Here is a 24,538-nt window from a genome sequence, read left to right on the forward strand (position 1 = left end):
ATGAGGGGAGAGAAAAAGAAAAAAGGCCGGAAAATCCGGCCTCTTGTGCTGCTTGCAGATTATTTTTCCTGCAAACCGAGTTTTTTCTCCAGGTAGTGGATGTTGGTTCCACCGCGCTGGAAATTCTCGTCGCTCATAATACGCATCTGCAGATCAACGTTGGTTTTAATACCGTCGATAATCAGCTCCTGCAGCGCATTCTTCATACGTGCAATCGCGACTTCGCGGGTTTCACCAAAGCAGATCAGCTTGCCGATCATTGAATCGTAATACGGCGGGACAGTGTACCCGGCATAAATGTGCGATTCCCAACGTACACCAAAACCGCCCGGCGCGTGGAAACGCGTGATTTTACCCGGACTTGGCAGGAAGGTGTTCGGATCTTCGGCGTTGATACGGCACTCTACCGCATGGCCTTTAACAATCACGTCTTCCTGTTTGATGGACAGCGGCTGACCCGCGGCAATACGCAACTGCTCTTTGATCAGGTCAACGCCGGTGATCATTTCGGTTACCGGGTGTTCAACCTGAATACGGGTGTTCATCTCAATGAAGTAGAACTCACCGTTTTCGAACAGGAACTCGAACGTACCCGCTCCGCGATAACCGATTTCAACACAGGCTTTCGCACAGCGTTCACCGATAAAGCGACGCAGTTCCGGCGTGATGCCCGGTGCGGGTGCTTCTTCAACCACTTTCTGGTGACGACGCTGCATGGAACAGTCGCGTTCGGCCAGATAGATAGCGTTGCCCTGGCCATCCGCCAGTACCTGGATCTCGACGTGGCGAGGATTTTCCAGGTATTTCTCCATGTACACCATGTCGTTGTTGAAAGCGGCTTTCGCTTCCGCACGGGTCATGGCGATAGACTGCGCCAGATCGGCATCTTTACGCACAACGCGCATACCGCGACCGCCGCCGCCGCCGGATGCCTTGATGATCACCGGGTAACCAATGCGTTTAGCATGGGCGCGGTTCACATCGGCATCATCGCCCAGCGGGCCATCAGAGCCGGGTACGCACGGTACGCCAGCCAGTTTCATCGCGTTGATTGCAGACACTTTGTCGCCCATCAGGCGGATGGTTTCTGCTTTCGGGCCGATGAAGATAAAGCCGGAGCGCTCAACCTGCTCAGCAAAGTTGGCGTTTTCGGAAAGGAAGCCATACCCCGGGTGAATCGCAGCCGCACCGGTGATTTCGGCAGCGGAGATAATTGCCGGGATATTCAGATAACTTTTTACGGACGGCGCCGGACCGATACAGACTGTTTCGTCCGCCAGCAGTACGTGTTTTAAATCGCGATCCGCAGTGGAGTGCACAGCGACAGTCTTGATGCCCAGCTCTTTACAGGCACGAAGAATACGCAGTGCAATCTCGCCGCGGTTGGCGATAACAATTTTATCCAGCATGTGCGCCTCGTTACTCGATGACGACCAGCGGCTCGTCAAATTCAACCGGTTGGCCACTTTCAACCAGAATGGCTTTCACCACGCCTGCTTTATCGGCTTCGATCTGGTTCATCATTTTCATCGCTTCAACGATGCACAGGGTGTCGCCCACGTTGACTTTCTGGCCAACTTCACAGAACGCTTTCGCGTCCGGGCTCGGGGTACGATAGAAAGTCCCGACCATCGGGGAACGTACGATGTGACCACTGATTTCTGTCGCTGCCGGTGCTTCCATTGCAGGAGCGGCTGTCGGTGCTACAGCGTTAGACAGTGCAGGTTGTTGCATCATCGGTGCGGCATAAGCCTGCTGCATCACCGGGAAACCTGCATTCGGCGCGCTACGGCTGATGCGTACTGACTCTTCGCCTTCAGAAATTTCCAGTTCAGAGATGCCTGATTCTTCAACCAGCTCGATCAGTTTTTTAATCTTACGAATATCCATGAGTGGGTTCCGTACTCTTGTTTAGTGTGATTGTGACAAGCGTTTTACCGCTGTCTGTAAAGCGTATGAATAACCATCCGCACCGAACCCGCAGATAACGCCAGCGGCGATATCAGACAGATAAGAGTGGTGGCGGAACGGCTCCCGCGCATACACATTGCTGAGGTGGATCTCGATAAACGGGATGTCCACTGTCAGCAATGCATCGCGGATAGCGACGCTGGTGTGCGTAAATGCGGCCGGATTGATCAGGATAGAGTCCACGGTATCTTTAGCCTGATGAATACGGTCGATAATTGCGTACTCCGCGTTAGACTGAAAATGCGTCAGTTCCACATCAAGCGCTGCTGCTTCTGTACTCAACTGCTTAACAATATCGTCCAGCGTCAGCGTGCCGTACTTCTCCGGCTCACGGGCACCGAGCATATTAAGGTTCGGTCCGTTCAAAAGCAAAATGTGGAACTTGTCAGCCATTATGCTGCTATCTCCTGCTATTCGCCGGTAAAAAACAAAATATACCTTCGATGCGCGATTGTCACCTTTTCAGAGGCTAAAAACCCCTGTCAGGAAAACCAAAGTCGCACATTATAACGATTTCGTAGCATTTGGCAGCTAAATACTGGTCTTATCAGGGAAGATTATCCATCACCGCCAGCAGCATGGCTGTGAATGATAGAAGATCTGCGGGAAAGTGCACAGAATGAAACGCTAATGCCACCATTGGCGGAACTTCTTATAACGCCATGCTAATAGCGCCAGCGCGATGATTGCATAGATCACCGGCTGTGGTGAGAGGATCTTCACCGACCAGAGATAGTGAATGGGCGCGAGGATCACCACCAGATAGACGAAGTTATGCAATTGCTGCCAGCGTTTGCCCAATTTACGTTGCGCCCACTGTGTCGACGTTACCGCCAGCGCCAGTAAAATGAGCCAGCTTACCGCGCCGAGCATTAAATAGGGCCGCGTGGTCAGTTCCTGACCCAGCAGCGCCAGATTGTTGATGCCCAGTTCCAGCAAGGTATAGCTGGTGAGGTGCAGCGTCGCCCAGGCAAAACACCATAATCCCAGCAACCTGCGGGTGCGGATCAATAAAGGTTGCTTTGCATAACGCGCCAACGGGGCGACCAGCAGCGTGGCTAACAGGAATTTTAGCGCCATTCTGCCGGTAAAATGCTGAATATCTTTTGCCGGATCGGCGCTGAAATAGCCCTGGCTTGCAGCCCAAAACAGCCAGATAAAAGGCAATAACCCCGCCAGATGGAGGAGGACTTTAAGCCAGGTCACCTGTTTTGCCGTTAAACGCACTCAGAAATTCTCCCGTAAATCTAACCCACGATACAGCGAAGCCACCTCTTCAGCGTAGCCGTTAAACAGTAACGTTGGCTGGCGTTTTACATCCAGCACGCCGCCTGAACCAATAAAACGTTCGGTAGCCTGCGACCAGCGAGGGTGGTCAACATGCGGATTCACGTTGGCGAAAAAACCATACTCGTCGGGAGCTGACAGGTTCCATGTCGTAGGCGGACGCTGGCTGGTCAGCTTGATACTGACAATCGACTTAATGCCTTTAAAACCGTATTTCCACGGCACTGTCAGGCGAATGGGCGCACCGTTTTGCGGCGGCAGCGCTTTACCGTAAACGCCAACGGTGAGCAGCGTTAGCGGATGCATGGCTTCATCTATACGTAATGCTTCGACGTAAGGATACGCAAGGCCGCCGCCAATAAAACGATCCTTCTGCCCCGGCATCTCTTCTGGTGCGTAGCGCGTCTGGAAAGCAACATATTTTGCCTTGCTGGTGGGTTCAACCTGCGCCAGCAGTTTATGCAGCGGGAAGCCAATCCACGGCACAACCATTGACCAGGCTTCCACGCAGCGCATCCGGTAAATGCGCTCTTCCAGCGGGAAGCGCGACGTCAGCGCATCATGGTCGAGGGTTAATGGCTTTGCGACTTCACCATCAATGGTTAATGTCCAGGGATCGGTTTTCATCCCGCCGGCGTTGGCGGCGGGGTCGGCTTTATCCAGACCGAATTCGTAGAAGTTGTTATAACCGGTGACCTTATCTTCAGGCGTCAGCGCCAGCGTGGATTGCCACGCCTCCGGTTTAGTGAAATCAAGGGCTTTACCGGACGGAGCTTTCGGGCGGTCATGGCCTTTAAACCAGTCCAGTAAATCAGCATGGCCGCTGGCGGGGAGGGTTAGCGCAGTTGCGCCAATGCCCAACATCTTCAGTACCTGTCGGCGTTGTAACATAAAAACGGATTCGGCGGTTATGTCGGCTTCGGTCAGTTTCTTCTTCATGGCATCCTCCGCTACTCTCTCCTTAAGCATGGTGGAAACAATGCGTTAGTGCGAGTGGGAGTGTGTTACCAAACATTGTAAACTGAGCGGCTTAACTATTTCTTTGGCTTATTGATGATTGGAAAATAATTTCTGAGGTCTATACTCGCAATAATGAAATACGGTGCCGTTTTATTGCCAATATCAGCAGGCTATTTCGGGGGCGTAAATACGCCGAAGTTAGTACTCACCAGGGTGACGTTATCCCGGTCGGAACCGTCTCGTTCTTTATATAAACGGAGTTAACACAGGGATGCGATTAACGACGAAATTCTCAGCATTTGTGACGCTACTGACGGGGCTGGCGATCTTCGTTACCCTGATTGGCTGCTCATTCAGTTTTTATACTGCTATCCAGAATAAGGTGGCTAACCGCGTACAAGCGGTGGCGGCCGTTGTTGACGCACGTTTGATCTCCTCCCCGCCCTCTGCTCTGTTGCATCAGCTTGATGAATTAATGGTGCCGGTAGACATCATCGGCATTGATATCAAACAGGGCGAACACGTCATCCTGAGTTACACCCGTAAAAGTACTTACCGCCCGGCAGGCAGCAACTATCAATACCGGGAATTGCAGATTCCTTCGCTGAAAAACCCGGGGTTTGTGATCACGCTGGTCTATCAGGATCCGATGGCGAACTATTTCCGTTCGCTGCTGACGACCGCGCCGCTAACGCTGGCGATCGGCTTTATGATCGTCATTATCTTTTTGTCGGTGCGCTGGCTGCGCCGGCAACTCTCCGGGCAGGAGTTGCTGGAAACGCGCGCCACGCGGATCCTCAATGGCGAGCGAGGCCCGCAAGTCCGCGGCAGCATTTATGAATGGCCGTCGCGCACCAGCAGCGCACTGGATGTGCTGCTGACGGATATCCAGTTCGCCAGCGATCAACGCAGTCGTATGGATACGCTCATCCGCTCTTACGCCGCGCAAGATACCCGTACTGGCCTCAATAACCGTCTGTTTTTTGATAACCAGTTAGCGACCTTACTGGAGGACCAGGAAAAAGTCGGCGCGCATGGCGTGGTGATGATGATCCGCCTGCCGGACTTTGACCTGCTGCGCGATAGCTGGGGATTGTCGGCGGTCCAGGAGCATCTCTTTGCGCTGATCAATTTACTCTCCACCTTTATTATGCGTTACCCCGGTGCGCTGCTGGCCCGTTATCATCGTAGTGATTTTGCGGTTCTGCTCCCACATCGCACGTTAAAAGAAGCGGAAAGTATCGCCGGGCAGATCCTCAACGCGGTGGATGGCTTACCGCCGAGCAAAATGTTGACCCGCGAAGATATGATGCATATCGGGATTTGCGCCTGGCGCAGCGGGCAGTCCACCGAACAGGTGATGGAGCACAGTGAAGCCGCCGCGCGCAATGCGGTGCTGCAAGGCGGTAATAGCTGGTCAGTGTATGATGACTCGTTACCGGAACAGGGGCGTGGCAACGTTCGCTGGCGCACGCTGATTGAGCAGATGTTAAGCCGGGGTGGGCCGCGTGTTTACCAGAAACCGGCGGTGAATCGCGACGGGCTGGTGCATCATCGGGAATTAATGTGTCGTATTTTCGACGGCGAGCAGGAAGTGATTGCCGAAGAGTATATGCCGATGGTGCTGCAATTTGGTTTATCCGAAGAGTATGACCGCCAGCAGGTGACCCGACTGATTCCGTTTATCCGTTTCTGGCCGGAAGAGAATCTTGCTATGCAGGTGACGGTTGAGTCGCTGATCCGCCCGCGTTTTCAGCGCTGGGTGCGCGATACGCTAATGCAGTGCGAAAAATCGCAACGTAAACGGATTATTTTTGAACTTGCCGAGGCGGATGTTTGTCAACACATCAGCCGGTTACAGTCGGTTGTGCGTTTGATCAATGCATTAGGTGCTCGCGTGGTGGTGAATCAGGCGGGGCTGACGTTGGTCAGCACCAGTTGGATTAAAGCATTGGATGTTGAGTTATTAAAGCTGCATCCGGGGCTGGTCAGGAACATTGAAAAACGTACGGAAAACCAGTTGCTGGTTCAAAGCCTTGTGGAAGCGTGCAAAGGCACGCGAACGCGGGTTTTCGCCACGGGCGTTCGCTCTCGGGGGGAATGGCAGACACTGGCGGAATGTGGTGTTGTGGGTGGACAGGGTGATTTCTTCGCCGCTTCTCAACCGCTCGATACCAATGTGAAAAAATATTCGCAAAGATATTCGGTTTGAACTGCTGTTTAAGCCGTTTTCACGTAGAATAATGCGCGCTGCTTTGTATGGAGGTGTGCTTGCCTGCCTGCCGGATCGTTGCAGCACTTTAAAAGCCGGTTTGACCTTTGACAGGTTGTAAACGCAGGGACTGGAACAGGTGGATTTTATCGCTTCCGGACGAAGTCATGTCGTTTTGCAACAAAGGAAACAAACTGCACTAATTTTCACCGTAGCAGACAGTTTTTGCGCCTTGTCGCTGCTGCGTGTGGTTGGTAAAGTAAGCGGATTTTGTTTCCGCCCCAGCTTTCAGGATTATCCCTCAGTATGTTGAAAAAATTTCGTGGCATGTTTTCCAATGACCTGTCCATTGACCTGGGTACCGCGAATACCCTGATTTATGTAAAAGGACAAGGCATCGTATTGAATGAGCCTTCCGTGGTGGCCATTCGCCAGGATCGTGCCGGTTCACCGAAAAGTGTAGCCGCTGTAGGTCATGAAGCGAAACAGATGCTTGGTCGTACACCGGGCAATATCGCTGCTATCCGCCCGATGAAAGACGGCGTTATCGCTGATTTCTTCGTGACCGAAAAAATGCTGCAGCACTTTATTAAACAAGTGCACAGCAACAGCTTTATGCGTCCGAGCCCGCGTGTACTGGTTTGTGTTCCGGTTGGTGCGACCCAGGTTGAACGCCGTGCAATTCGTGAATCCGCACAGGGTGCTGGCGCCCGTGAAGTGTTTCTGATTGAAGAACCGATGGCTGCCGCGATTGGCGCAGGCTTACCGGTTTCTGAAGCGACCGGTTCAATGGTTGTGGATATCGGTGGTGGTACCACCGAAGTGGCGGTTATCTCCCTGAACGGTGTTGTGTACTCCTCTTCCGTGCGTATCGGCGGTGACCGTTTCGATGAAGCGATTATTAATTATGTGCGCCGTAACTACGGTTCTCTGATCGGTGAAGCGACCGCAGAGCGCATCAAACATGAAATCGGCTCTGCGTACCCGGGCGATGAAGTGCGTGAAATCGAAGTGCGTGGCCGTAACCTGGCTGAAGGCGTACCGCGTGGCTTCACGCTGAACTCCAACGAAATTCTGGAAGCGTTGCAGGAACCGCTGACCGGCATCGTAAGCGCTGTGATGGTCGCACTGGAACAGTGCCCGCCGGAACTGGCGTCCGATATCTCCGAACGCGGTATGGTATTGACCGGCGGCGGCGCGCTGCTGCGTAACCTCGATCGCCTGTTGATGGAAGAGACAGGTATTCCAGTTGTAGTTGCAGAAGATCCACTGACTTGCGTAGCGCGTGGCGGCGGCAAGGCGCTGGAAATGATCGACATGCACGGCGGCGACCTGTTCAGCGAAGAATAGTCCGTGTCAGATTTGGGGCGATACGTCGCTCCGAATCTGGCTGGCCTGAGAATACGCAAAGCCTATGAAGCCAATTTTTAGCCGTGGCCCGTCACTGCAGATTCGTCTTTTTCTGGCGGTCCTGGTGGCGCTCGGAGTCATTATTGCCGACAGCCGCCTCGGTACGTTCAGCCAAATCAGAACGTACATGGATACTGCCGTCAGTCCTTTCTATTTTATTTCTAACGGTCCTCGCGAATTATTGGACAGCGTTTCACAAACGCTGGCGTCGCGCGATCAGCTTGAGCTTGAAAACCGGGCATTGCGTCAGGAACTGCTGCTGAAAAACAGCGAGTTGCTGATGTTAGGGCAGTATAAGCAGGAGAACGCGCGCCTGCGTGAACTGCTGGGTTCGCCGCTGCGTCAGGATGAGCAAAAAATGGTGACCCAGGTGATCTCCACGGTGAATGATCCTTACAGCGATCAGGTGGTTATCGATAAAGGCAGCGTCAACGGCGTTTATGAAGGTCAGCCGGTGATCAGCGATAAAGGTGTGGTGGGGCAGGTTGTCGCGGTCGCGAAGCTCACCAGCCGGGTGCTGCTGATTTGCGATGCGACCCACGCGTTGCCCATCCAGGTGCTGCGTAATGATATCCGCGTGATTGCTGCCGGTAACGGTTGCACCGATGATCTCCAGCTGGAACACCTGCCCGCGAACACCGATATCCGTGTCGGCGACGTGCTGGTGACCTCTGGCCTTGGTGGACGTTTCCCGGAAGGTTATCCGGTGGCGGTCGTTTCCTCGGTAAAACTGGATACACAGCGTGCTTACACGGTGATTCAGGCGCGCCCGACGGCGGGTCTGCAACGTCTGCGTTATCTGCTGCTGTTATGGGGCGCGGATCGTAACGGTTCTAACCCAAGAACGCCGGAAGATGTCCATCGCGTTGCGAATGAACGTCTGCTGCAAATGATGCCGCAGGTGCTGCCTTCTCCGGATGTGATGGGGCCGCCCGCTCCAATGCCCGCTCCGGCGACTGGCATAACGCAACCGCCTCCGCCAGCCTCGACGGGAGGGCAATAGTGGCAAGTTACCGTAGCCAGGGGCGCTGGGTTATCTGGCTCTCGTTTTTCATTGCTCTGTTGCTTCAAATTATGCCCTGGCCGGATGACATCATTGTCTACCGGCCAAACTGGGTGTTGCTTATTCTGCTTTACTGGATCCTGGCGTTGCCGCACCGCGTAAATGTCGGTACGGGTTTCGCCATGGGTGCCATACTGGATCTGATTAGCGGATCCACACTTGGCGTACGTGCGTTGTCGTTAAGCATTGTCGCCTATCTGGTCGCACTGAAATTTCAGTTATTCCGTAATCTGGCGCTCTGGCAACAGGCGCTGGTGGTGATGTTGTTGTCGCTGGCTACCGAAGTGATTGTCTTCTGGGCGGAATTTTTAGTGATTAACGTTTCGTTCAAGCCTGATATTTTCTGGAGCAGCCTTGTCAATGGCGTGCTCTGGCCATGGCTGTTCCTGTTAATGCGTAAAATTCGCCAGCAGTTCGCGGTGCAATAAAGGTTTTTATGACAGATATCTGGCTTGCTTCCGGCTCCCCTCGTCGTCAGGAACTGCTCACTCAGTTGGGCGTAACGTTCAGGCGCATTATTCCGGGCATTGAAGAACAGCGTCAGGCGCAGGAATCCGCCCGGCAATACGTAACGCGGCTGGCGCGAGAGAAAGCGCAGGCGGGCGTGGCGATGGCAACGCAGGATCTGCCGGTGCTGGGTGCTGACACCATCGTGATATTTAATGGTGAAGTGCTTGAAAAACCGAAAGACTCCTCGCATGCTGCCAGTATGTTGCGTCAGCTTTCCGGGCAAACACATCAGGTGATGACCGCAGTCGCGCTGGCGGACAGCCAGTATCTGCTCGATTGCCTGGTGGAAACGGAAGTGACCTTCAGAGTGTTGTCAGACGCGGATATCGCTGCTTATGTTGCCAGCGGCGAGCCACTGGATAAGGCGGGCGCTTATGGTATTCAGGGCGCCGGCGGCTGTTTTGTCAGGAAGATTAACGGTAGCTATCATGCCGTTGTGGGGTTACCGCTGGTGGAAACCTGGGAATTGCTGAGCAATTTTAACGCACTGCGCGAGGGAAGAGATAATCATGACGGCTGAATTACTGGTCAACGTAACACCATCGGAAACACGCGTCGCGTATATTGACGGCGGTATCCTTCAGGAAATTCACATCGAGCGTGAAGCACGGCGCGGGATAGTAGGCAATATCTACAAAGGTCGGGTTAGCCGGGTTCTGCCGGGTATGCAGGCGGCTTTTGTAGATATTGGTCTGGAAAAGGCGGCGTTCCTTCACGCCTCCGACATTATGCCGCACACCGAATGCGTTGCCGGGGAAGAGCAGAAGAACTTCACCGTCCGCGATATTTCCGAACTGGTCCGTCAGGGACAGGATCTGATGGTGCAGGTGGTGAAAGATCCCCTTGGCACGAAAGGCGCGCGCCTGACCACGGACATCACCCTGCCTTCACGTTATCTGGTGTTTATGCCGGGCGCTGCACACGTGGGGGTTTCCCAACGTATTGAAAGTGAAGCCGAGCGTGAACGCCTCAAACAGGTCGTGGCTGCCTATTGCGATGAGCAGGGCGGTTTTATCATTCGCACGGCGGCGGAAGGTGTGTGCGAAGAGGATCTCGCCTCTGATGCCGCCTACCTGAAGCGCGTCTGGACCAAGGTGATGGAGCGCAAAAAGCGCCAGCAGTCGCGCTGCAAACTGTATGGCGAACTGGCGCTGGCGCAGCGTGTGCTGCGCGATTTCGCCGATGCTCATCTCGACCGTATTCGCGTTGACTCCCGGCTGACGTTTGAAGCGCTGCTGGAGTTTACCGCAGAGTACATCCCGGAGATGACCAGCAAGCTTGAGCACTACAGCGGGCGGCAGCCGATTTTCGATCTCTTTGATGTGGAAAACGAAATTCAGCGCGCGCTGGAGCGTAAAGTTGAGCTGAAATCGGGCGGCTATTTGATCATTGATCAGACCGAGGCGATGACCACGGTGGATATCAATACCGGCGCGTTTGTCGGCCACCGTAACCTCGACGACACTATCTTCAACACCAACATTGAAGCCACTCAGGCGATAGCCCGCCAGCTGCGTTTACGCAACCTTGGCGGCATTATTATTATCGATTTCATCGACATGAATAATGAGGATCATCGCCGTCGCGTGCTGCACTCGCTGGAGCAAGCATTGAGCAAGGATCGGGTGAAAACCAGCATCAATGGTTTCTCCCAACTTGGGCTGGTGGAAATGACCCGCAAGCGTACACGTGAAAGCGTGGAACATGTTCTGTGCAATGAATGCCCGACCTGTCATGGCCGCGGCACCGTAAAAACGGTGGAAACCGTGTGCTATGAAATCATGCGCGAGATTGTGCGTGTGCACCATGCTTACGATTCCGATCGTTTCCTGGTTTATGCTTCTCCGGCGGTGGCGGAGACGCTGAAAGGCGAAGAGTCACACGCGCTGGCGGAGGTGGAAATCTTCGTCGGTAAACAGGTCAAAGTACAAATCGAGCCGCTCTATAATCAGGAACAGTTCGACGTAGTAATGATGTGATTGCGCAGCGCGCTGCAACACGAGCGGGTCTGGTTGTTGGGTTGACAAGGAGAGAGGCGTGAGGCGACTGCCGGGGATATTGCTGCTTACAGGAGCGACGCTGATTGTCATCGTGGCGCTGCTGGTGAGCGGGTTACGCCTTGTTCTTCCCCATCTGGATAACTGGCGTCCGCAGATTCTGGCGCAGATCGAAGCCCGCACGGGCATCGCGGTTCAGGCCGAGCAGATTCAGGCGCGCTGGGAGAATTTCGGCCCTGAGCTGGAAGTGCGTGATATCCACGCCTCGATGAAAGACGGCAGCGATCTCTCCATTAAACGCGTAACGCTGGCGCTGGATATCTGGCAGAGCCTGTTACACCTGCGCTGGCAGTTCCGCAATCTCACCTTCTGGCAACTGGTCGCACATACCAACACGCCGCTACAACGCAACGATACGGGCGACGCCCTTGAGACGGATCGCATGAGCGATCTGTTCCTGCGTCAGTTCGATCACTTTGATCTGCGCGACAGCCGCATCAGCTTCCTGACCCTTTCCGGCCAACGTGCCGAACTGGCGATCCCGCAATTAACCTGGCTCAACAGTAACGATCGGCACCGTGCAGAAGGGCAAGTCAGTCTTTCCAGCCTGACCGGCCAACACGGCATTATGCAGGTGCGAATGGACCTGCGTGATGACAACGGGTTACTGAACAATGGGCGTGTCTGGTTGCAGGCGGATGATATTGATGTCAAACCCTGGCTTGGCGAATGGATGCGGGACAACGTTGCGCTCGATAGCGCGCGCTTCAGCCTGGAAGGCTGGATGGCGCTGAATAAAGGCGTGGTCGAAAGCGGCGATGTCTGGTTAAAGCGGGGCGGCGCCAGTTGGCAAGGGGATAACAGGTTACACCGGATGACGGTGGATAACCTTACGGCACACGTGTCGCGCCAGCAGCAGGGGTGGCAGTTTGATGTGCCTGCTACGCGTATTGCCATTGATGATCGTGCCTGGCCGCAAGGTTCGCTGAGTTTTGCCTGGGTTCCGGCGCAGGAAGCTGGCGGGGCAAGCCGCGTTCAGAGCGATGAGTTGCGTGTGCGCGCCAGCAATCTTGAGCTCAGCAGGCTGGAAGGGTTGTTGCCGATTGCCGAGAAAATCTCGCCACAGCTTTACAGCATCTGGGGCACGATGCAGCCCAGCGGGCTGCTGGAACAGTTAGCACTGGATATTCCGCTGCAGGCTCCCGATAAAATGCGTTTCCAGGCGCGCTGGAAAGATATCGCCTGGAAACAGTGGCAGCTACTGCCTGGCGTGGAGCACGTGGGCGGAACACTTGAAGGAAGCGTGGGTGACGGGCGGCTGACCGTGAATATGGCGCAAGCGAAGATGCCGTATGAGACCGTGTTCCGTGCGCCGCTGGAGATTGAAAAGGGCGAGGCCACGCTGAACTGGCAGCAGAACGAACACGGTTTTCAGCTCGATGGGCGCAACATTGATGTGCAGGCCAATGCCATTCATGCTCATGGCGGTTTCCGTTATCTTCAGCCGCAGGATGATGAACCCTGGCTCGGTATTCTGGCGGGGATCAACGTCACGGATGGCGGTCAGGCATGGCGTTATTTCCCGGAAAATCTGATGGGCAAAGCGCTGGTGGATTATCTCAGTGCGGCCATTCAGGGCGGTCAGGCGCAAGATGCCACGCTGGTCTATGGCGGCAACCCGCGTCTGTTCCCGTACAAACACAATGAAGGCCAGTTTGAAGTACTGGTGCCGCTGCGTAACGCAACGTTTGCTTTCCAGCCTGACTGGCCGGCGCTGAAAAATCTCGATATTCAGCTCGATTTTATTAACGATGGCCTGTGGATGAAGAGCGATAACGTCGCGCTCGGCGGAGTGACGGCCAGTAATCTGACCGCGAATATCCCGGACTACGTAAAAGAAAAACTGCTCATCGATGCCGACATCAACGGGCCTGGCAAGGCGGTAGGCCCCTATTTTAAAGAGACGCCGCTGCATGATTCTCTTGGCAATGCGCTGGAAGAGCTGCAAGTTGATGGCAATGTGAATGCTCGCTTACATCTTGATATCCCGCTGGACGGCGAGAAGACGACCGCCAAAGGCGATGTCATGCTGCGTAATAACAGCCTGTTTATCAAACCGCTTAATAGCACCCTGAAAGATCTCAGCGGTAAGTTCAGCTTTGTGAACGGCAATCTGCAGAGCGAGCCGCTACAGGCCACCTGGTTTAACCAGCCGCTGAACGTGAATTTCTCAACCACTGAAGGCGACAAAGCCTATCAGGTCGCGGTGAATCTGGACGGTAACTGGCAACCCGCGCGCACCGGCGTTTTACCCTCACAGCTCAATGATGCACTGCGCGGCAGTGTGGCGTGGAAAGGGGATGTCGGCATTGAGTTACCGTATCACGCTGGCGCGACCTATAAAGTTAACATCGATGGCGATCTGAATAATCTCGCCAGTACTTTACCGCCGCCGCTGGACAAACAGGCGGGCAAAGCGCTACCGGTCAAGCTGAAGGTGGAAGGGAATCTGCACAGTTTTGATCTCACCGGAAACGCGGGCAGCACTAATCATTTTAATAGCCGTTGGTTGCTGAGTAATAAGCTGGGGCTCGATCGCGGGATCTGGACCTCAGACAGCCGGACTGTGCCTCCGTTGCCGGAACAGAGCGGGCTGGAATTGAATCTTCCGCCGATGAACGGCGCGCAGTGGCTGGGCCTGTTACGCCAGGGGGTGGCGAACAATGTCAGTAACGCCACCACGTTCCCACAAAGTATCACCCTGCGCACGCCAGCGCTGACGCTGGGCGGTCAGCAGTGGAATAACCTGAGTATTGTGTCGCAACCGCAGGCTTCCGGCTCGCTGATTGAAGCGCAGGGGCGGGAGATCAGTGGGACACTGACGCTGCGCGACAATGCGCCGTGGCAGGCTGCGATTCGTTATCTCTACTACAATCCGTCAAGCACCGCGCCCAACGATGATGATATTTCGTCGCCTTCCACGCTGCTACGCGGCAAAACCCGGGTGGATTTCACCGGTTGGCCCGATTTGCAGTTGCGTTGCGCAGAGTGCTGGCTGTGGGGGCAAAAATATGGCCGTATTGACGGGGATTTCGCGATTAAAGGCGATACGATGACGCTGGTCGGCGGCCTGGTCGACAGCGGTCTTGCACGCCTGACGGCTGAAGGCGAATGGGTGAACAAAGCCGGCGCAGAGCGTACCTCCATCAAGGGCGCGCTGCGCGGCGATAAACTTGATTCGGCAATGGGCTTCTTCGGCGTGCCAACGCCTGTGCGGGGTTCCTCTTTCGATATCAACTATGACCTGCACTGGCGTAACCCGCCCTGGGAGCCGCAGGAGGAGTCACTCAACGGTATTTTGCGTACGCGGCTGGGCAAGGGGCAAATTACCGATATCAGCACCGGGCATGCCGGGCAGCTATTGCGTCTGTTCAGCGTTGATTCGTTATTGCGTAAGCTGCGTCTGGATTTTAGCGACACATTCAGCAGTGAGGGTTTCTGGTTCGACTCGATTCGCAGCACCGCGTGGATCAAAGATGGTGTGCTGCACAGCGACGATACGCTGGTGGACGGCCTGGAAGCGGATATCGCCATGAAAGGTTCGGTGGACCTGGTCCGGCGGGAACTGGATGTTGAAGCGGTCGTCGCGCCGGAAATTTCCGCTACCGTTGGCGTGGCGGCGGCATTTGCGGTTAACCCGATTGTTGGCGCTGCGGTGTTTGCCGCCAGCAAAGTTCTGGGACCGTTGTGGAATAAGGTCTCGATTCTGCGTTATCGCATTACCGGTCCGGTGGATCAGCCGCAGATCAACGAAGTCCTGCGCCAGGCGCGGACGGATAAAAAGCAATGATTTGACGGCATCAGCGAATTGCCTCAAGCTCCTTATATCGCATTTTTTACTGCCCGAAGTGGCGGCAACGACGAGAAAATAATGATGAGTCTTAATCTGGTGAGTGAACAACTGCTGGCAGCGAATGGCCTGAGCCATCAGGACCTGTTTACCATTCTTGGCCAACTGACCGCGCGTCGTCTTGACTACGGCGATCTCTATTTTCAGTCGAGCTATCACGAATCCTGGGTTCTGGAAGACAGCATCATCAAAGATGGTTCTTATAACATCGACCAGGGCGTAGGCGTGCGGGCCGTGAGTGGAGAGAAAACCGGTTTCGCCTATGCTGACCAAATCAGCCTGCTGGCGCTGGAGCAGAGCGCACAAGCCGCGCGCACCATTGTGCGTGAAGAGGGCGACGGGAAGGTAAAAACCCTGGGGGCGATTGAGCATCAGAGCCTCTATACCAGCATCGATCCGCTGCAAAGTATGAGTCGCGAAGAGAAGCTGGATATTCTGCGCCGCGTGGATAACGTCGCACGGGCCGCGGACAAGCGCGTGCAGGAAGTTTCCGCCAGCCTGACCGGTGTTTATGAGCTGATTCTGGTGGCGGCAACCGACGGTACGCTGGCGGCGGATGTGCGTCCGCTGGTGCGTCTCTCGGTTAGCGTCCAGGTTGAAGATGATGGTAAGCGCGAGCGTGGTTCCAGCGGCGGCGGCGGTCGTTTTGGTTATGACTGGTTCCTGCAAGAAGTCGATGGTGACGTACGTGCAGATGCCTGGGCCAAAGAAGCCGTTCGTATGGCGTTGGTCAATCTTTCTGCTGTTGCTGCGCCTGCGGGCACTTTGCCGGTGGTATTGGGCGCTGGCTGGCCGGGCGTGCTGCTGCACGAAGCGGTCGGTCATGGGCTGGAAGGCGATTTTAACCGTCGTGGCACATCGGTGTTCAGTGGCCAGATGGGGCAACGGGTCGCCTCTGAACTCTGTACCGTGGTGGATGACGGCACCATTGTCGACCGCCGTGGCTCGGTTGCTATTGACGATGAAGGTACGCCGGGTCAGTACAACGTGCTGATCGAAAACGGCGTGCTGAAAGGGTATATGCAGGACAAAATGAACGCGCGTCTGATGGGGGTTAACCCTACCGGCAACGGGCGTCGTGAGTCTTATGCGCATCTGCCGATGCCGCGCATGACCAACACCTATATGCTGGCAGGTAAATCCACGCCGCAGGAAATTATTGAGTCGGTGGATTACGGTATCTATGCACCGAACTTTGGCGGCGGACAGGTGGATATCACCTCCGGCAAGTTCGTGTTCTCTACCTCTGAAGCCTACCTGATCGAAAAAGGCAAAGTCACCAAAGCGGTTAAAGGCGCGACGCTGATTGGCTCCGGCATTGAAGCAATGCAGCAGATCTCCATGGTGGGTAACGACCTGAAGCTGGATAACGGCGTTGGCGTCTGTGGCAAAGAAGGTCAGAGTTTACCGGTCGGCGTGGGTCAGCCGACACTGAAAGTGGACAAACTCACCGTCGGCGGTACCGCATAATCCCCCCAGCTCCTCTCCTTTTGCGGGAGGGGAGCATTACACCCTGCGTCCTTGCATACCCTGGTAAACCTTTGCCACGCCGATAAAATAATCCGTCAGATAGTTAATGCACACCTGCACCTTGAGCGGCAGCTTATCCTTTTCCGTATACAGCGCGTAAACCGGGCGGGGATCCGATTGATAGCGTGGCAGCAGGATCTCCAGCGCGCCATTGTTGATCTCATCGATCACCCACATTAACGGCACAAACGCGATCCCGGCGCCGGCGGTAAGCCAGCGCGTCAGCGTCATCGGATCGTTGGTGACAAAGCGCCCCTGCGGGATCAACCGCGTAGAGATCCCCTCCGGCGCGACCAGCTCAAACTCATTATCCGGACGCACGCTGTACTCCAGCCAGGAGTGGCTCGCCAGATCGGCGGGTTTTTCAGGAATGCCGTATTGGGCAAGGTAGTTTTTGGCGGCGCAGACCACCATCGGCATCGCGCCAAGGCGGCGGGAGAAGAGACTGGAATCCTGCAATGCTCCAACGCGGATCACCACATCCAGCCCGTCGGCGATCAGATCCGGCGCCGGGATCCCGGTCACCAGGTTAACCGACAACCCCGGATGCTCTTTCAGCATATCCGCTGTCATTTTTGCCAGCACATTTTGCGCCATGGTTGAAGAACTGCCAATGCGCAGCGTGCCGATAGGCGTGTTGTTAAACGCATAAAGCTGCTCGTGTACATCCTGTACTTCATGCAGCATCCGCCGACAGCCCTGGTAGTAAATTTTTCCGGCTTCGGTCAGCCCCAGGCTGCGTGTACTGCGGTTTAGCAGCTTAACCTGCAACTCATCTTCCAGCTTTGCCACCGTCTGGCTGATGGACGAAACGCTCATTTGTAACTGTCGGGCAGCGGCGGTAAAAGAGCCCAGCTCCACCACTTTGGCGAATACCGACATCCGCTTTAGTCGTTCCATTATTCACTCTGGCTTAAAAGTGATTTAGATCACATTATATAGATAACAGCATAACAGTTACGTTAATATACTGTTAGCTGAATAATCACCCTGGGGCGGCTAAGCCCGGTCAGGGTAAGAAAAAACGCGTCACTCTCGCCTGGCTTTCCTTGCCCTTACTCCTGCGGTGACGTGAGAAAAATTGTCACCTGCGTGCTCTCTAATCAAGGTCAACATGAGTCTGTTTCCCGTAATCGTGGTGTTCGGTTTATCGTTCCCACCGATTTTTTTCGAATTAATTTTGTCACTGGCGATCTTCTGGCTGGTGCGTCGTGTGCTGGTCCCGACCGGGATCTACGACTTTGTCTGGCACCCGGCGTTATTTAATACCGCGCTCTACTGCTGCCTGTTTTATCTGCTGTCGCGCCTGTTTGTTTGAGGTAGATGTGAAAACACTAACAAGAAATATCTCCCGTACCGCTATCACGATGGTACTGGTTATCCTGGCATTCATCGCTATCTTCCGCGCCTGGGTCTATTACACTGAATCGCCCTGGACGCGTGATGCGCGTTTTAGTGCTGACGTCGTCGCCATCGCGCCGGATGTCACCGGGCTGGTCACGTCAGTCAATGTGCATGACAACCAACTGGTGAAACAGGGACAAGTCCTGTTCACTATCGATCAGCCACGCTATCAAAAAGCCCTCGAGCAAGACGAGGCGGATGTCGCCTATTACGAGGCGCTGGTCAGTGAAAAACGTCGTGAAGCCGGGCGTCGTAACCAGTTGGGCGTGCAGGCAATGTCGCGTGAAGAAATCGATCAGGCCAATAATACACTGCAAACCGAACTGCATCAGTTAGCAAAAGCCGTTGCGACCCGCGATCTGGCAAAGCTGGATCTTGAACGTACGATTATTCGTGCCCCGTCGGACGGCTGGGTCACCAACCTCAACGTTTACGCTGGCGAGTTTATCACCCGTGGCTCCACCGCTGTGGCATTGGTGAAGCAGAACACGTTCTATGTTCTGGCTTATATGGAAGAGACCAAGCTGGAAGGCGTACGCGCGGGTTACCGGGCGGAAGTCACCCCGCTGGGCAGTAATCAGGTGTTGAAAGGAACCGTGGACAGCATTGCCGCTGGGGTGACGAATGCCAGCAGCAGCAATGACAGCAAAGGAATGGCGACCATTGACTCCAATCTGGAGTGGGTTCGTCTGGCGCAGCGTGTGCCAGTGCGTATTCGTCTCGATCAGCAACAGGGGAATTTGTGGCCGTCGGGCACGACCGCCACGGTGGTGGTGACGGGGCAATCCGATCGCGATGAAAGCCAGGACTCTTTCTTCCGCAAAATGGCGCATCGTCTGCGTGAGCTGGGGTAATCGCTATGGGGCTGTTCTCAATTGCCAGCCAGCATCTGCGTTTTGCCTTCAAACTGGCCTTTGCCGTGGTGCTGGCGCTGTTCGTGGGTTTCCACTTTCAGCTTGAAACGCCACGCTGGGCGGTGCTGACCGCCGCTATCGTTGCTGCGGGTCCGGCCTTTGCCGCCGGCGGCGAACCTTATTCCGGCGCGATCCGTTATCGCGGGATGTTGCGCATTATCGGCACCTTTATTGGCTGTATTGCCGGCTTAACCATTATTATCATGCTGATCCGCACGCCGCTGCTGATGCTGATGGTGTGCTGTATCTGGGCCGGGTTTTGCACCTGGGTCTCTTCGCTGGTGCGCGTCGAAAACTCCTATGCGTGGGGGCTGGCGGGCTACACCGCGTTAATTATTGTCGTCACCATTCAAACCGAGCCGCTGTTGGCGCCGCAATTTGCCGTTGAACGTTGCAGCGAAATTGTGGTGGGCATTCTCTGCGCGATTGTTGCCGACCTGCTGTTTTCCCCTCGCTCAATTAAGCAGGAAATTGACCGCGAACTGGATAGCCTGCTGGTGGCGCACTATCAACTGATGCAGTTGTGCATCAAACATGGCGATAGTGAAGAGGTCGACAAAGCCTGGGCAGCCCTGGTGCGGCGAACGACCGCGCTGGATGGCATGCGCACCAACCTGAAGATTGAGTCTTCCCGCTGGGGGCGCGCCAACCGACGCCTGAAGGCGATTAATACCCTGTCGTTGACGTTAATAACACAGGCGTGTGAAACCTACCTGATTCAAAATACTCGCCCGGAGCTGATCACCGACACCTTCCGCGAGCTGTTTAATGAACCCGTTGACAGCGTGCAGGATGTTCACAAGCAGATGAAAAGAGTGCGTCGGGTGATCGCCTGGACCGGTGAGCGGGAGACGCCGGTGACCATTTATAGCTGGGTCGGCGCGGCAACCCGCTATCTGTTGCTGAAACGCGGCGTGATTGGCAATGCGAAGATCAGCACCATTGAAGAAGAGGTGTTGCAGGGCGAAACGGTGGTGAAACCGGAGTCGGCGGAGCGCCATCATGCGATGGTTAACTTCTGGCGCACGACATTGTCATGCATGCTCGGGACGCTGTTCTGGTTGTGGACGGGCTGGACATCGGGCAGCGGTTCGATGGTGATGATTGCCGTTGTCACCTCACTGGCGATGCGTTTGCCTAACCCGAAAATGGTGGCAAAAGACTTTATTTACGGCATGTTATGGGCGTTGCCTATCGGGTCGTTCTACTACTTAGTGATCCTGCCCTCCACCCAGCAAAGCATGCTGCTGCTCTGTATCAGTATGGCGGTGCTCGCGTTCTTCATTGGCATTGAAGTGCAGAAACGGCGTCTGGGTTCAATGGCGACGCTGGCGGGGACCATTAATATCCTGGTGCTGGATAATCCCATGACCTTTAAATTCAGCCAGTTTCTGGATAATGCGCTGGGGCAACTGGTGGGCGTGGTGCTGGCGATGCTGGTGTTGCTGCTGGTGCGGGATAATTCACAAGCACGCACCGGACGCATGTTGCTGAATCAGTTTGTGTCGGCGGCGGTATCGGCGATGACCACCAATACTGCGCGCCGTAAAGAGAACCACTTGCCTGCGCTGTATCAGCAGCTTTTTCTGCTGTTGAACAAATTCCCCGGCGATATAGCGAAGTTTCGCCTCGCATTAACGCTGATTATTGCTCACCAGCGCCTGCGTGATGCGCCTGTACCGATTAATGATGATCTCTCGGCGTTTCACCGACAGCTACGCCGTACCGCCGCGCAGGTCATTTCTGCCGGTAACGATAATAAGCGCCAGCTCAGTTTTACGCAGTTACTGGATGAGCTGGATATCTACCAGCATAAATTGCACCACTGGGATGCCCCGCCGCAGGTTACCGAGCCGGTGCACCGGCTGACGGGCATGTTGCGGAAATACCAGCATGCGCTTACCCGCAGTTAAACGCAGAGCCGACGCCAAAAGCGTCGGTTTTTTTATGTCTATACTTGGGAAGAGATTTCACAATTTCACACATCACCGATCAGGAGGACAAATGAGCACGCAGGCACTGCAGGATAACGCACTTTTTCAGACCGGTTATCTGGTTGATGGCGTCTGGAAATCGCTGGCTACCACATTTGACGTTCTGAACCCCGCCACCGGTGACGTCATCGCGAAAGTTGCTAAAGCAGGCAAAAAAGAGACGGAAGAGGCTATCGCTGCTGCGACCCGGGCCTTCCCCGCATGGCGGGCGAAAACCGCGAAAGAACGCTCCACCATTCTTTATCGCTGGTATGAATTGATCATTGAAAACAAAAGCTGGCTGGGTCAGCTGATGACCACCGAACAGGGCAAGCCTTTGAAAGAAGCCGAAGGCGAAGTGGAGTATGCCGCCAGCTTTATTCAGTGGTTTGCGGAGCAGGCCAAACGCGCCAATGGAGAGATTATTCCCCCGATTAAGCCCGGTTCGCGGATCCTTGCAACCCGTGAACCCGTCGGTGTGGTGGCGGCTATTACGCCGTGGAACTTCCCGATGGCGATGCTGACGCGCAAACTGGGACCGGCGCTGGCGGCGGGATGCACCGGGGTTATCAAACCCGCCAATAACACGCCGCTTAGTGCGTTTGCCTTACTGACGCTGGCAAAAAAAGCGGGTGTACCGGATGGCGTGCTGAATGCCGTTGCCGGAAATACGCCTGAAATCAGCGATGCGATTATGGCCAGCCATGACGTGCGCAAGATTTCGTTCACTGGCTCGACCGCTGTCGGTAAAACGCTGGTGCGCAACGCCGCTGAAACGATGAAGAAAGTGTCGATGGAGCTCGGCGGGAACGCACCGTATATCGTGTTTGAGGATGCGGACATCGACGCGGCGGTACAGGGCGCAATTGCGAATAAATTCCGTAATGCCGGTCAGGTTTGCGTCAGCGTTAATCGCTTCTATATCCATGAATCGGTCTATGAGCCGTTTACCCGGAAGCTGAGCGCTGCGGTGAGCGCACTGAAGGTGGGAAATGGCCTGGATGAGGGGGTTGTCGTTGGCCCGCTTATTGAACCTGCCGCCGTGGAGAAAGTGCGCGAGCACCTGGACGATGCGGTGGCCAAAGGGGCGAAAGTGTTGGCAGGCGGCAAACCTCATAGCCTGGGGGGTAACTTCTGGCTGCCCACGGTTCTGGGCGATTGCAGCGACGGTATGAAACTGGCGCAGGAAGAGACATTTGGCCCGGTAGCGGCCTGCTTCCGGTTTACCTCGGAAGAGGAGGTCGTGACGCGCGCCAACGCAACGCCATTTGGCCTTGCGGCCTACTTCTATACGCAGAATCTGCAGCGGGTGTTCCGCGTTTCGCAGGCGCTTGAGAGCGGGATGATCGGCATTAACGAATGCGCTGTATCAACGGAACTGGGGCCATTTGGCGGGGTGAAGGAATCTGGCCTGGGCCGGGAAGGATCGGTGCTGGGACTGGAGGAATTCCTTGAAGTGAAAACCCTGCATCTCGGGGGACTGTAACGTTACGGGCGGCGGATGCCGCCCCATTGGCGGGGGGGCGGAGACCATGAAAACCTATACGTTCGATTTTAAAAACATTGATGATCAACGTGCTTTCTATCGCGAATTTACCCACCAGTTCGCTATTGATCGCGAGAAAATTCACGATTTGGATTCATTGTGGGATGCGGTGATGGAAGGGGAGTTACCGTTACCGGTGGAGATTGTGTTTACCCATTTACCGGAAAAACAACGTCGGCGTTTTGGGGCGTTGATCTTGTTGTTTGATGAAGCCGAAGAGGAACTGGAAGGACAATTGCGCTTTAACGTTCGCTGAAGGCAAAAAAAAGCCCCTGACAGGCAGGGGCAAGTCGTCGGACAAGACGACGAGGGTTTATTTATACAGTTCAGCCGTTACGTGGGTATGGTCGCCCGTACGTGCTTCGATAATGCGATAGCTGCTGGCGCCAGCCTGGTCCGCTTTTGCGGACAATTCCTGGCGAATATCCATCGGCACACCGGCTACCTGTGATACAGAGACGCTGCCCATAGGTTGCAGGTTGCTGGCCTGATCGTTAGTGACCAGGGTGGCGGCGCTTGCGCCGAAAGAGATCAGTGAAGCAAGGCCAAGGGATGCGATGATCAGATTACGTTTCATTGTCAGTCTCCTTAAGAGCGTCTCAACAGCGAGAAGGATTGAACCACTTTTTTTATACCTGGTGCTGTTGAGCGACATTACATAGGGTTTATCGGTAAAACTTATTTGTACAGTTCTGCAGTAGCATGCCACTGGTCACCGGTGCGGGCTTCGATGATGCGGTAAGCCGATGCGCCTTGTGCTTCCGCTTTTTTGTTCAGCTCAGCACGCATATCCATCGGAGAAGATGCGATCGCGCCAACAGAAACGGTGCCCAGAGATTGGCGGGATTGTGCCTGATCCGCATTGATGGAATCAGCGGCGAATGCGCCGAATGACAGTGCAGACAGCAGGCCCAGTGTTGCTACAGTTGATTTGATATTCATGATGCTTACCTCGTCGTATTCTTTGCTTTAATTTCTTCGGGGGTCTTATTTCGTGACCCTCATCACAAAATCAAGTATACACTAATCACGCAAAGAATTAATACCAGGCTAATTATAACACTCAATTATGGGAATAATTGACGTGCTTTTTTATTACCTTAAAGCATAAAAAATCACCGCTTCGTCATAAATTACTTAACGATAGTTAATAAAATCATATGGATATCTGGATTTGATTTTTTGTGCGGTGGTATGCGCTGGAGTGGTCAAGCGAAACGATAAATCGCACTAACTGTTAAAGTGGATGTGGTGAAATGTCGGGGTGAAGGAAAGAAAAGCCGAATATTCCCCCGCGGTAAAAACCGCGGGGAAGCGCGATTAGAGCTCCTGTTCGAAGACTTGCAGGATCGCTTCGTACAGTTGTTTAACGGTAAAGTTGCTGGAAGGCGTAGTGAAGATGGTGTCGTCACCAGCGATGGTACCGAGGATCCCTTCTGCTTTACCCAGAGAGTCCAACAGACGTGCAATAAGCTGCGCAGCGCCAGGGCTGGTATGGATAACGACCACCGCGTCGTTATAGTCGATATCCAGCACGAGATTTTTCAGCGGACTGGACGTGGTCGGGACGCCAAGTTCTACCGGCAGGCAGTAAACCATTTCCATTTTTGCGTTGCGCGTGCGCACCGCGCCGAATTTGGTCAGCATGCGGGATACTTTGGACTGGTTAATATTGTCGAAGCCCTCATCCTGCAAAGCCTGGACAATCTCTCCCTGAGAACTGAATTTCTCTTCTTTAAGCAGCGCTTTGAACGCTTTAACTAATTCTTCTTGTTTTGCCGAGCTTCGCATAAGTCACCCGTATTATGGTCATGAAAACAACATTATTATGCATATGGATGAATTTTTATG

22 protein-coding genes are annotated in these 24,538 nt (G+C 54.5%); 13 read left to right on the forward strand and 9 right to left on the reverse strand.

Annotation, left to right across the window (positions count from 1 at the left end; all coding sequences use genetic code 11):
• Positions 1-59: 59 nt before the first annotated feature.
• From accC to msrP, 5 genes are all read right to left on the reverse strand, one after another.
• Positions 60-1,409, reverse strand: a complete 1,350-nt coding sequence (accC, locus tag ACQ3G7_RS21275) for an acetyl-CoA carboxylase biotin carboxylase subunit (protein ID WP_263099111.1) — start codon at positions 1,407-1,409, stop codon at positions 60-62.
• 10 nt (positions 1,410-1,419) lie between these two features.
• Positions 1,420-1,890, reverse strand: coding sequence for an acetyl-CoA carboxylase biotin carboxyl carrier protein (gene accB, locus ACQ3G7_RS21280; protein ID WP_061492957.1), 471 nt, complete (start codon positions 1,888-1,890; stop codon positions 1,420-1,422).
• A 21-nt stretch (positions 1,891-1,911) separates the two neighbouring features.
• On the reverse strand, positions 1,912-2,364 hold the full coding sequence (gene aroQ / locus ACQ3G7_RS21285; protein ID WP_430891951.1) for a type II 3-dehydroquinate dehydratase: 453 nt from the start codon (positions 2,362-2,364) through the stop codon (positions 1,912-1,914).
• A gap of 234 nt (positions 2,365-2,598) precedes the next feature.
• Positions 2,599-3,198 carry a protein-methionine-sulfoxide reductase heme-binding subunit MsrQ gene (msrQ, locus tag ACQ3G7_RS21290; protein WP_430891953.1) on the reverse strand — a complete coding sequence of 200 codons (600 nt, stop codon included), beginning with the start codon at positions 3,196-3,198 and terminating at the stop codon, positions 2,599-2,601.
• Positions 3,199-4,197 (reverse strand): protein-methionine-sulfoxide reductase catalytic subunit MsrP, encoded by a 999-nt coding sequence (msrP, locus tag ACQ3G7_RS21295; RefSeq protein ID WP_430891955.1) that lies wholly within the window; start codon positions 4,195-4,197, stop codon positions 3,199-3,201.
• Between the two features lie 292 nt (positions 4,198-4,489).
• Here msrP and csrD point away from each other — a divergent pair, with 292 nt between their 5' ends.
• The 8 genes from csrD to tldD all read left to right on the forward strand — a co-directional run bounded on the left by csrD (position 4,490) and on the right by tldD (position 16,790).
• Positions 4,490-6,430: an RNase E specificity factor CsrD gene (csrD, locus tag ACQ3G7_RS21300; protein ID WP_430891957.1), complete on the forward strand. Its 1,941-nt coding sequence runs from the start codon at positions 4,490-4,492 to the stop codon at positions 6,428-6,430.
• A gap of 306 nt (positions 6,431-6,736) precedes the next feature.
• The gene (mreB, locus tag ACQ3G7_RS21305) at positions 6,737-7,780 is read left to right on the forward strand and encodes a rod shape-determining protein MreB (RefSeq protein WP_006818047.1); all 1,044 of its coding nucleotides are present in this window, start codon (positions 6,737-6,739) and stop codon (positions 7,778-7,780) included.
• Between the two features lie 64 nt (positions 7,781-7,844).
• Positions 7,845-8,843, forward strand: coding sequence for a rod shape-determining protein MreC (gene mreC / locus ACQ3G7_RS21310; protein ID WP_430891960.1), 999 nt, complete (start codon positions 7,845-7,847; stop codon positions 8,841-8,843).
• Positions 8,843-9,331, forward strand: a complete 489-nt coding sequence (gene mreD, locus ACQ3G7_RS21315) for a rod shape-determining protein MreD (RefSeq protein ID WP_061492963.1) — start codon at positions 8,843-8,845, stop codon at positions 9,329-9,331. The genes mreC and mreD overlap by 1 nt, the downstream gene beginning before the upstream one ends.
• Before the next feature lie 8 nt (positions 9,332-9,339).
• Positions 9,340-9,933 (forward strand): Maf family protein, encoded by a 594-nt coding sequence (locus ACQ3G7_RS21320; protein WP_263099117.1) that lies wholly within the window; start codon positions 9,340-9,342, stop codon positions 9,931-9,933.
• Positions 9,923-11,392, forward strand: coding sequence for a ribonuclease G (rng, locus tag ACQ3G7_RS21325; protein ID WP_061492965.1), 1,470 nt, complete (start codon positions 9,923-9,925; stop codon positions 11,390-11,392). Before ACQ3G7_RS21320 ends, rng begins: the two co-directional genes overlap by 11 nt.
• A gap of 58 nt (positions 11,393-11,450) precedes the next feature.
• Positions 11,451-15,260 (forward strand): AsmA2 domain-containing protein YhdP, encoded by a 3,810-nt coding sequence (gene yhdP, locus ACQ3G7_RS21330; RefSeq protein ID WP_430891963.1) that lies wholly within the window; start codon positions 11,451-11,453, stop codon positions 15,258-15,260.
• 84 nt (positions 15,261-15,344) lie between these two features.
• Complete coding sequence (gene tldD, locus ACQ3G7_RS21335) at positions 15,345-16,790, forward strand: metalloprotease TldD (RefSeq protein ID WP_430892122.1); 1,446 nt, start codon at positions 15,345-15,347, stop codon at positions 16,788-16,790.
• Positions 16,791-16,826: 36 nt separating this feature from the next.
• Here tldD and aaeR read toward each other — a convergent pair whose 3' ends face one another.
• Complete coding sequence (gene aaeR, locus ACQ3G7_RS21340; protein WP_430891965.1) at positions 16,827-17,750, reverse strand: HTH-type transcriptional activator AaeR; 924 nt, start codon at positions 17,748-17,750, stop codon at positions 16,827-16,829.
• Between the two features lie 214 nt (positions 17,751-17,964).
• Between aaeR and aaeX the strand changes: the two genes are divergently transcribed.
• The 5 genes from aaeX (at position 17,965) to ACQ3G7_RS21365 (ending at position 22,943) form a co-directional block, all read left to right on the forward strand.
• Positions 17,965-18,168: a p-hydroxybenzoic acid efflux pump operon protein AaeX gene (aaeX, locus tag ACQ3G7_RS21345; protein ID WP_061492969.1), complete on the forward strand. Its 204-nt coding sequence runs from the start codon at positions 17,965-17,967 to the stop codon at positions 18,166-18,168.
• 7 nt (positions 18,169-18,175) lie between these two features.
• A complete protein-coding gene (gene aaeA / locus ACQ3G7_RS21350) occupies positions 18,176-19,108 on the forward strand; it encodes a p-hydroxybenzoic acid efflux pump subunit AaeA (RefSeq protein ID WP_263099120.1) in 933 nt (310 codons plus the stop codon).
• A gap of 5 nt (positions 19,109-19,113) precedes the next feature.
• A complete protein-coding gene (gene aaeB / locus ACQ3G7_RS21355; RefSeq protein WP_430891968.1) occupies positions 19,114-21,081 on the forward strand; it encodes a p-hydroxybenzoic acid efflux pump subunit AaeB in 1,968 nt (655 codons plus the stop codon).
• Positions 21,082-21,172: 91 nt separating this feature from the next.
• Positions 21,173-22,627, forward strand: coding sequence for an NAD-dependent succinate-semialdehyde dehydrogenase (locus ACQ3G7_RS21360; protein ID WP_430891970.1), 1,455 nt, complete (start codon positions 21,173-21,175; stop codon positions 22,625-22,627).
• Positions 22,628-22,673: 46 nt separating this feature from the next.
• Complete coding sequence (locus tag ACQ3G7_RS21365) at positions 22,674-22,943, forward strand: barstar family protein (protein WP_263099123.1); 270 nt, start codon at positions 22,674-22,676, stop codon at positions 22,941-22,943.
• 57 nt (positions 22,944-23,000) lie between these two features.
• Here ACQ3G7_RS21365 and yhcN (ACQ3G7_RS21370) read toward each other — a convergent pair whose 3' ends face one another.
• The 3 genes from yhcN (ACQ3G7_RS21370) to argR all read right to left on the reverse strand — a co-directional run bounded on the left by yhcN (ACQ3G7_RS21370) (position 23,001) and on the right by argR (position 24,478).
• Positions 23,001-23,264, reverse strand: coding sequence for a peroxide/acid stress response protein YhcN (gene yhcN, locus ACQ3G7_RS21370; RefSeq protein ID WP_430891972.1), 264 nt, complete (start codon positions 23,262-23,264; stop codon positions 23,001-23,003).
• Between the two features lie 101 nt (positions 23,265-23,365).
• Positions 23,366-23,629 carry a peroxide/acid stress response protein YhcN gene (yhcN, locus tag ACQ3G7_RS21375; protein ID WP_430891974.1) on the reverse strand — a complete coding sequence of 88 codons (264 nt, stop codon included), beginning with the start codon at positions 23,627-23,629 and terminating at the stop codon, positions 23,366-23,368.
• Positions 23,630-24,007: 378 nt separating this feature from the next.
• Positions 24,008-24,478 (reverse strand): transcriptional regulator ArgR, encoded by a 471-nt coding sequence (gene argR / locus ACQ3G7_RS21380; RefSeq protein WP_061492976.1) that lies wholly within the window; start codon positions 24,476-24,478, stop codon positions 24,008-24,010.
• Positions 24,479-24,538: the final 60 nt, after the last annotated feature.

It is taken from the genome of Kosakonia sp. N21, from assembly GCF_050587465.1.
Classification (GTDB): domain Bacteria; phylum Pseudomonadota; class Gammaproteobacteria; order Enterobacterales; family Enterobacteriaceae.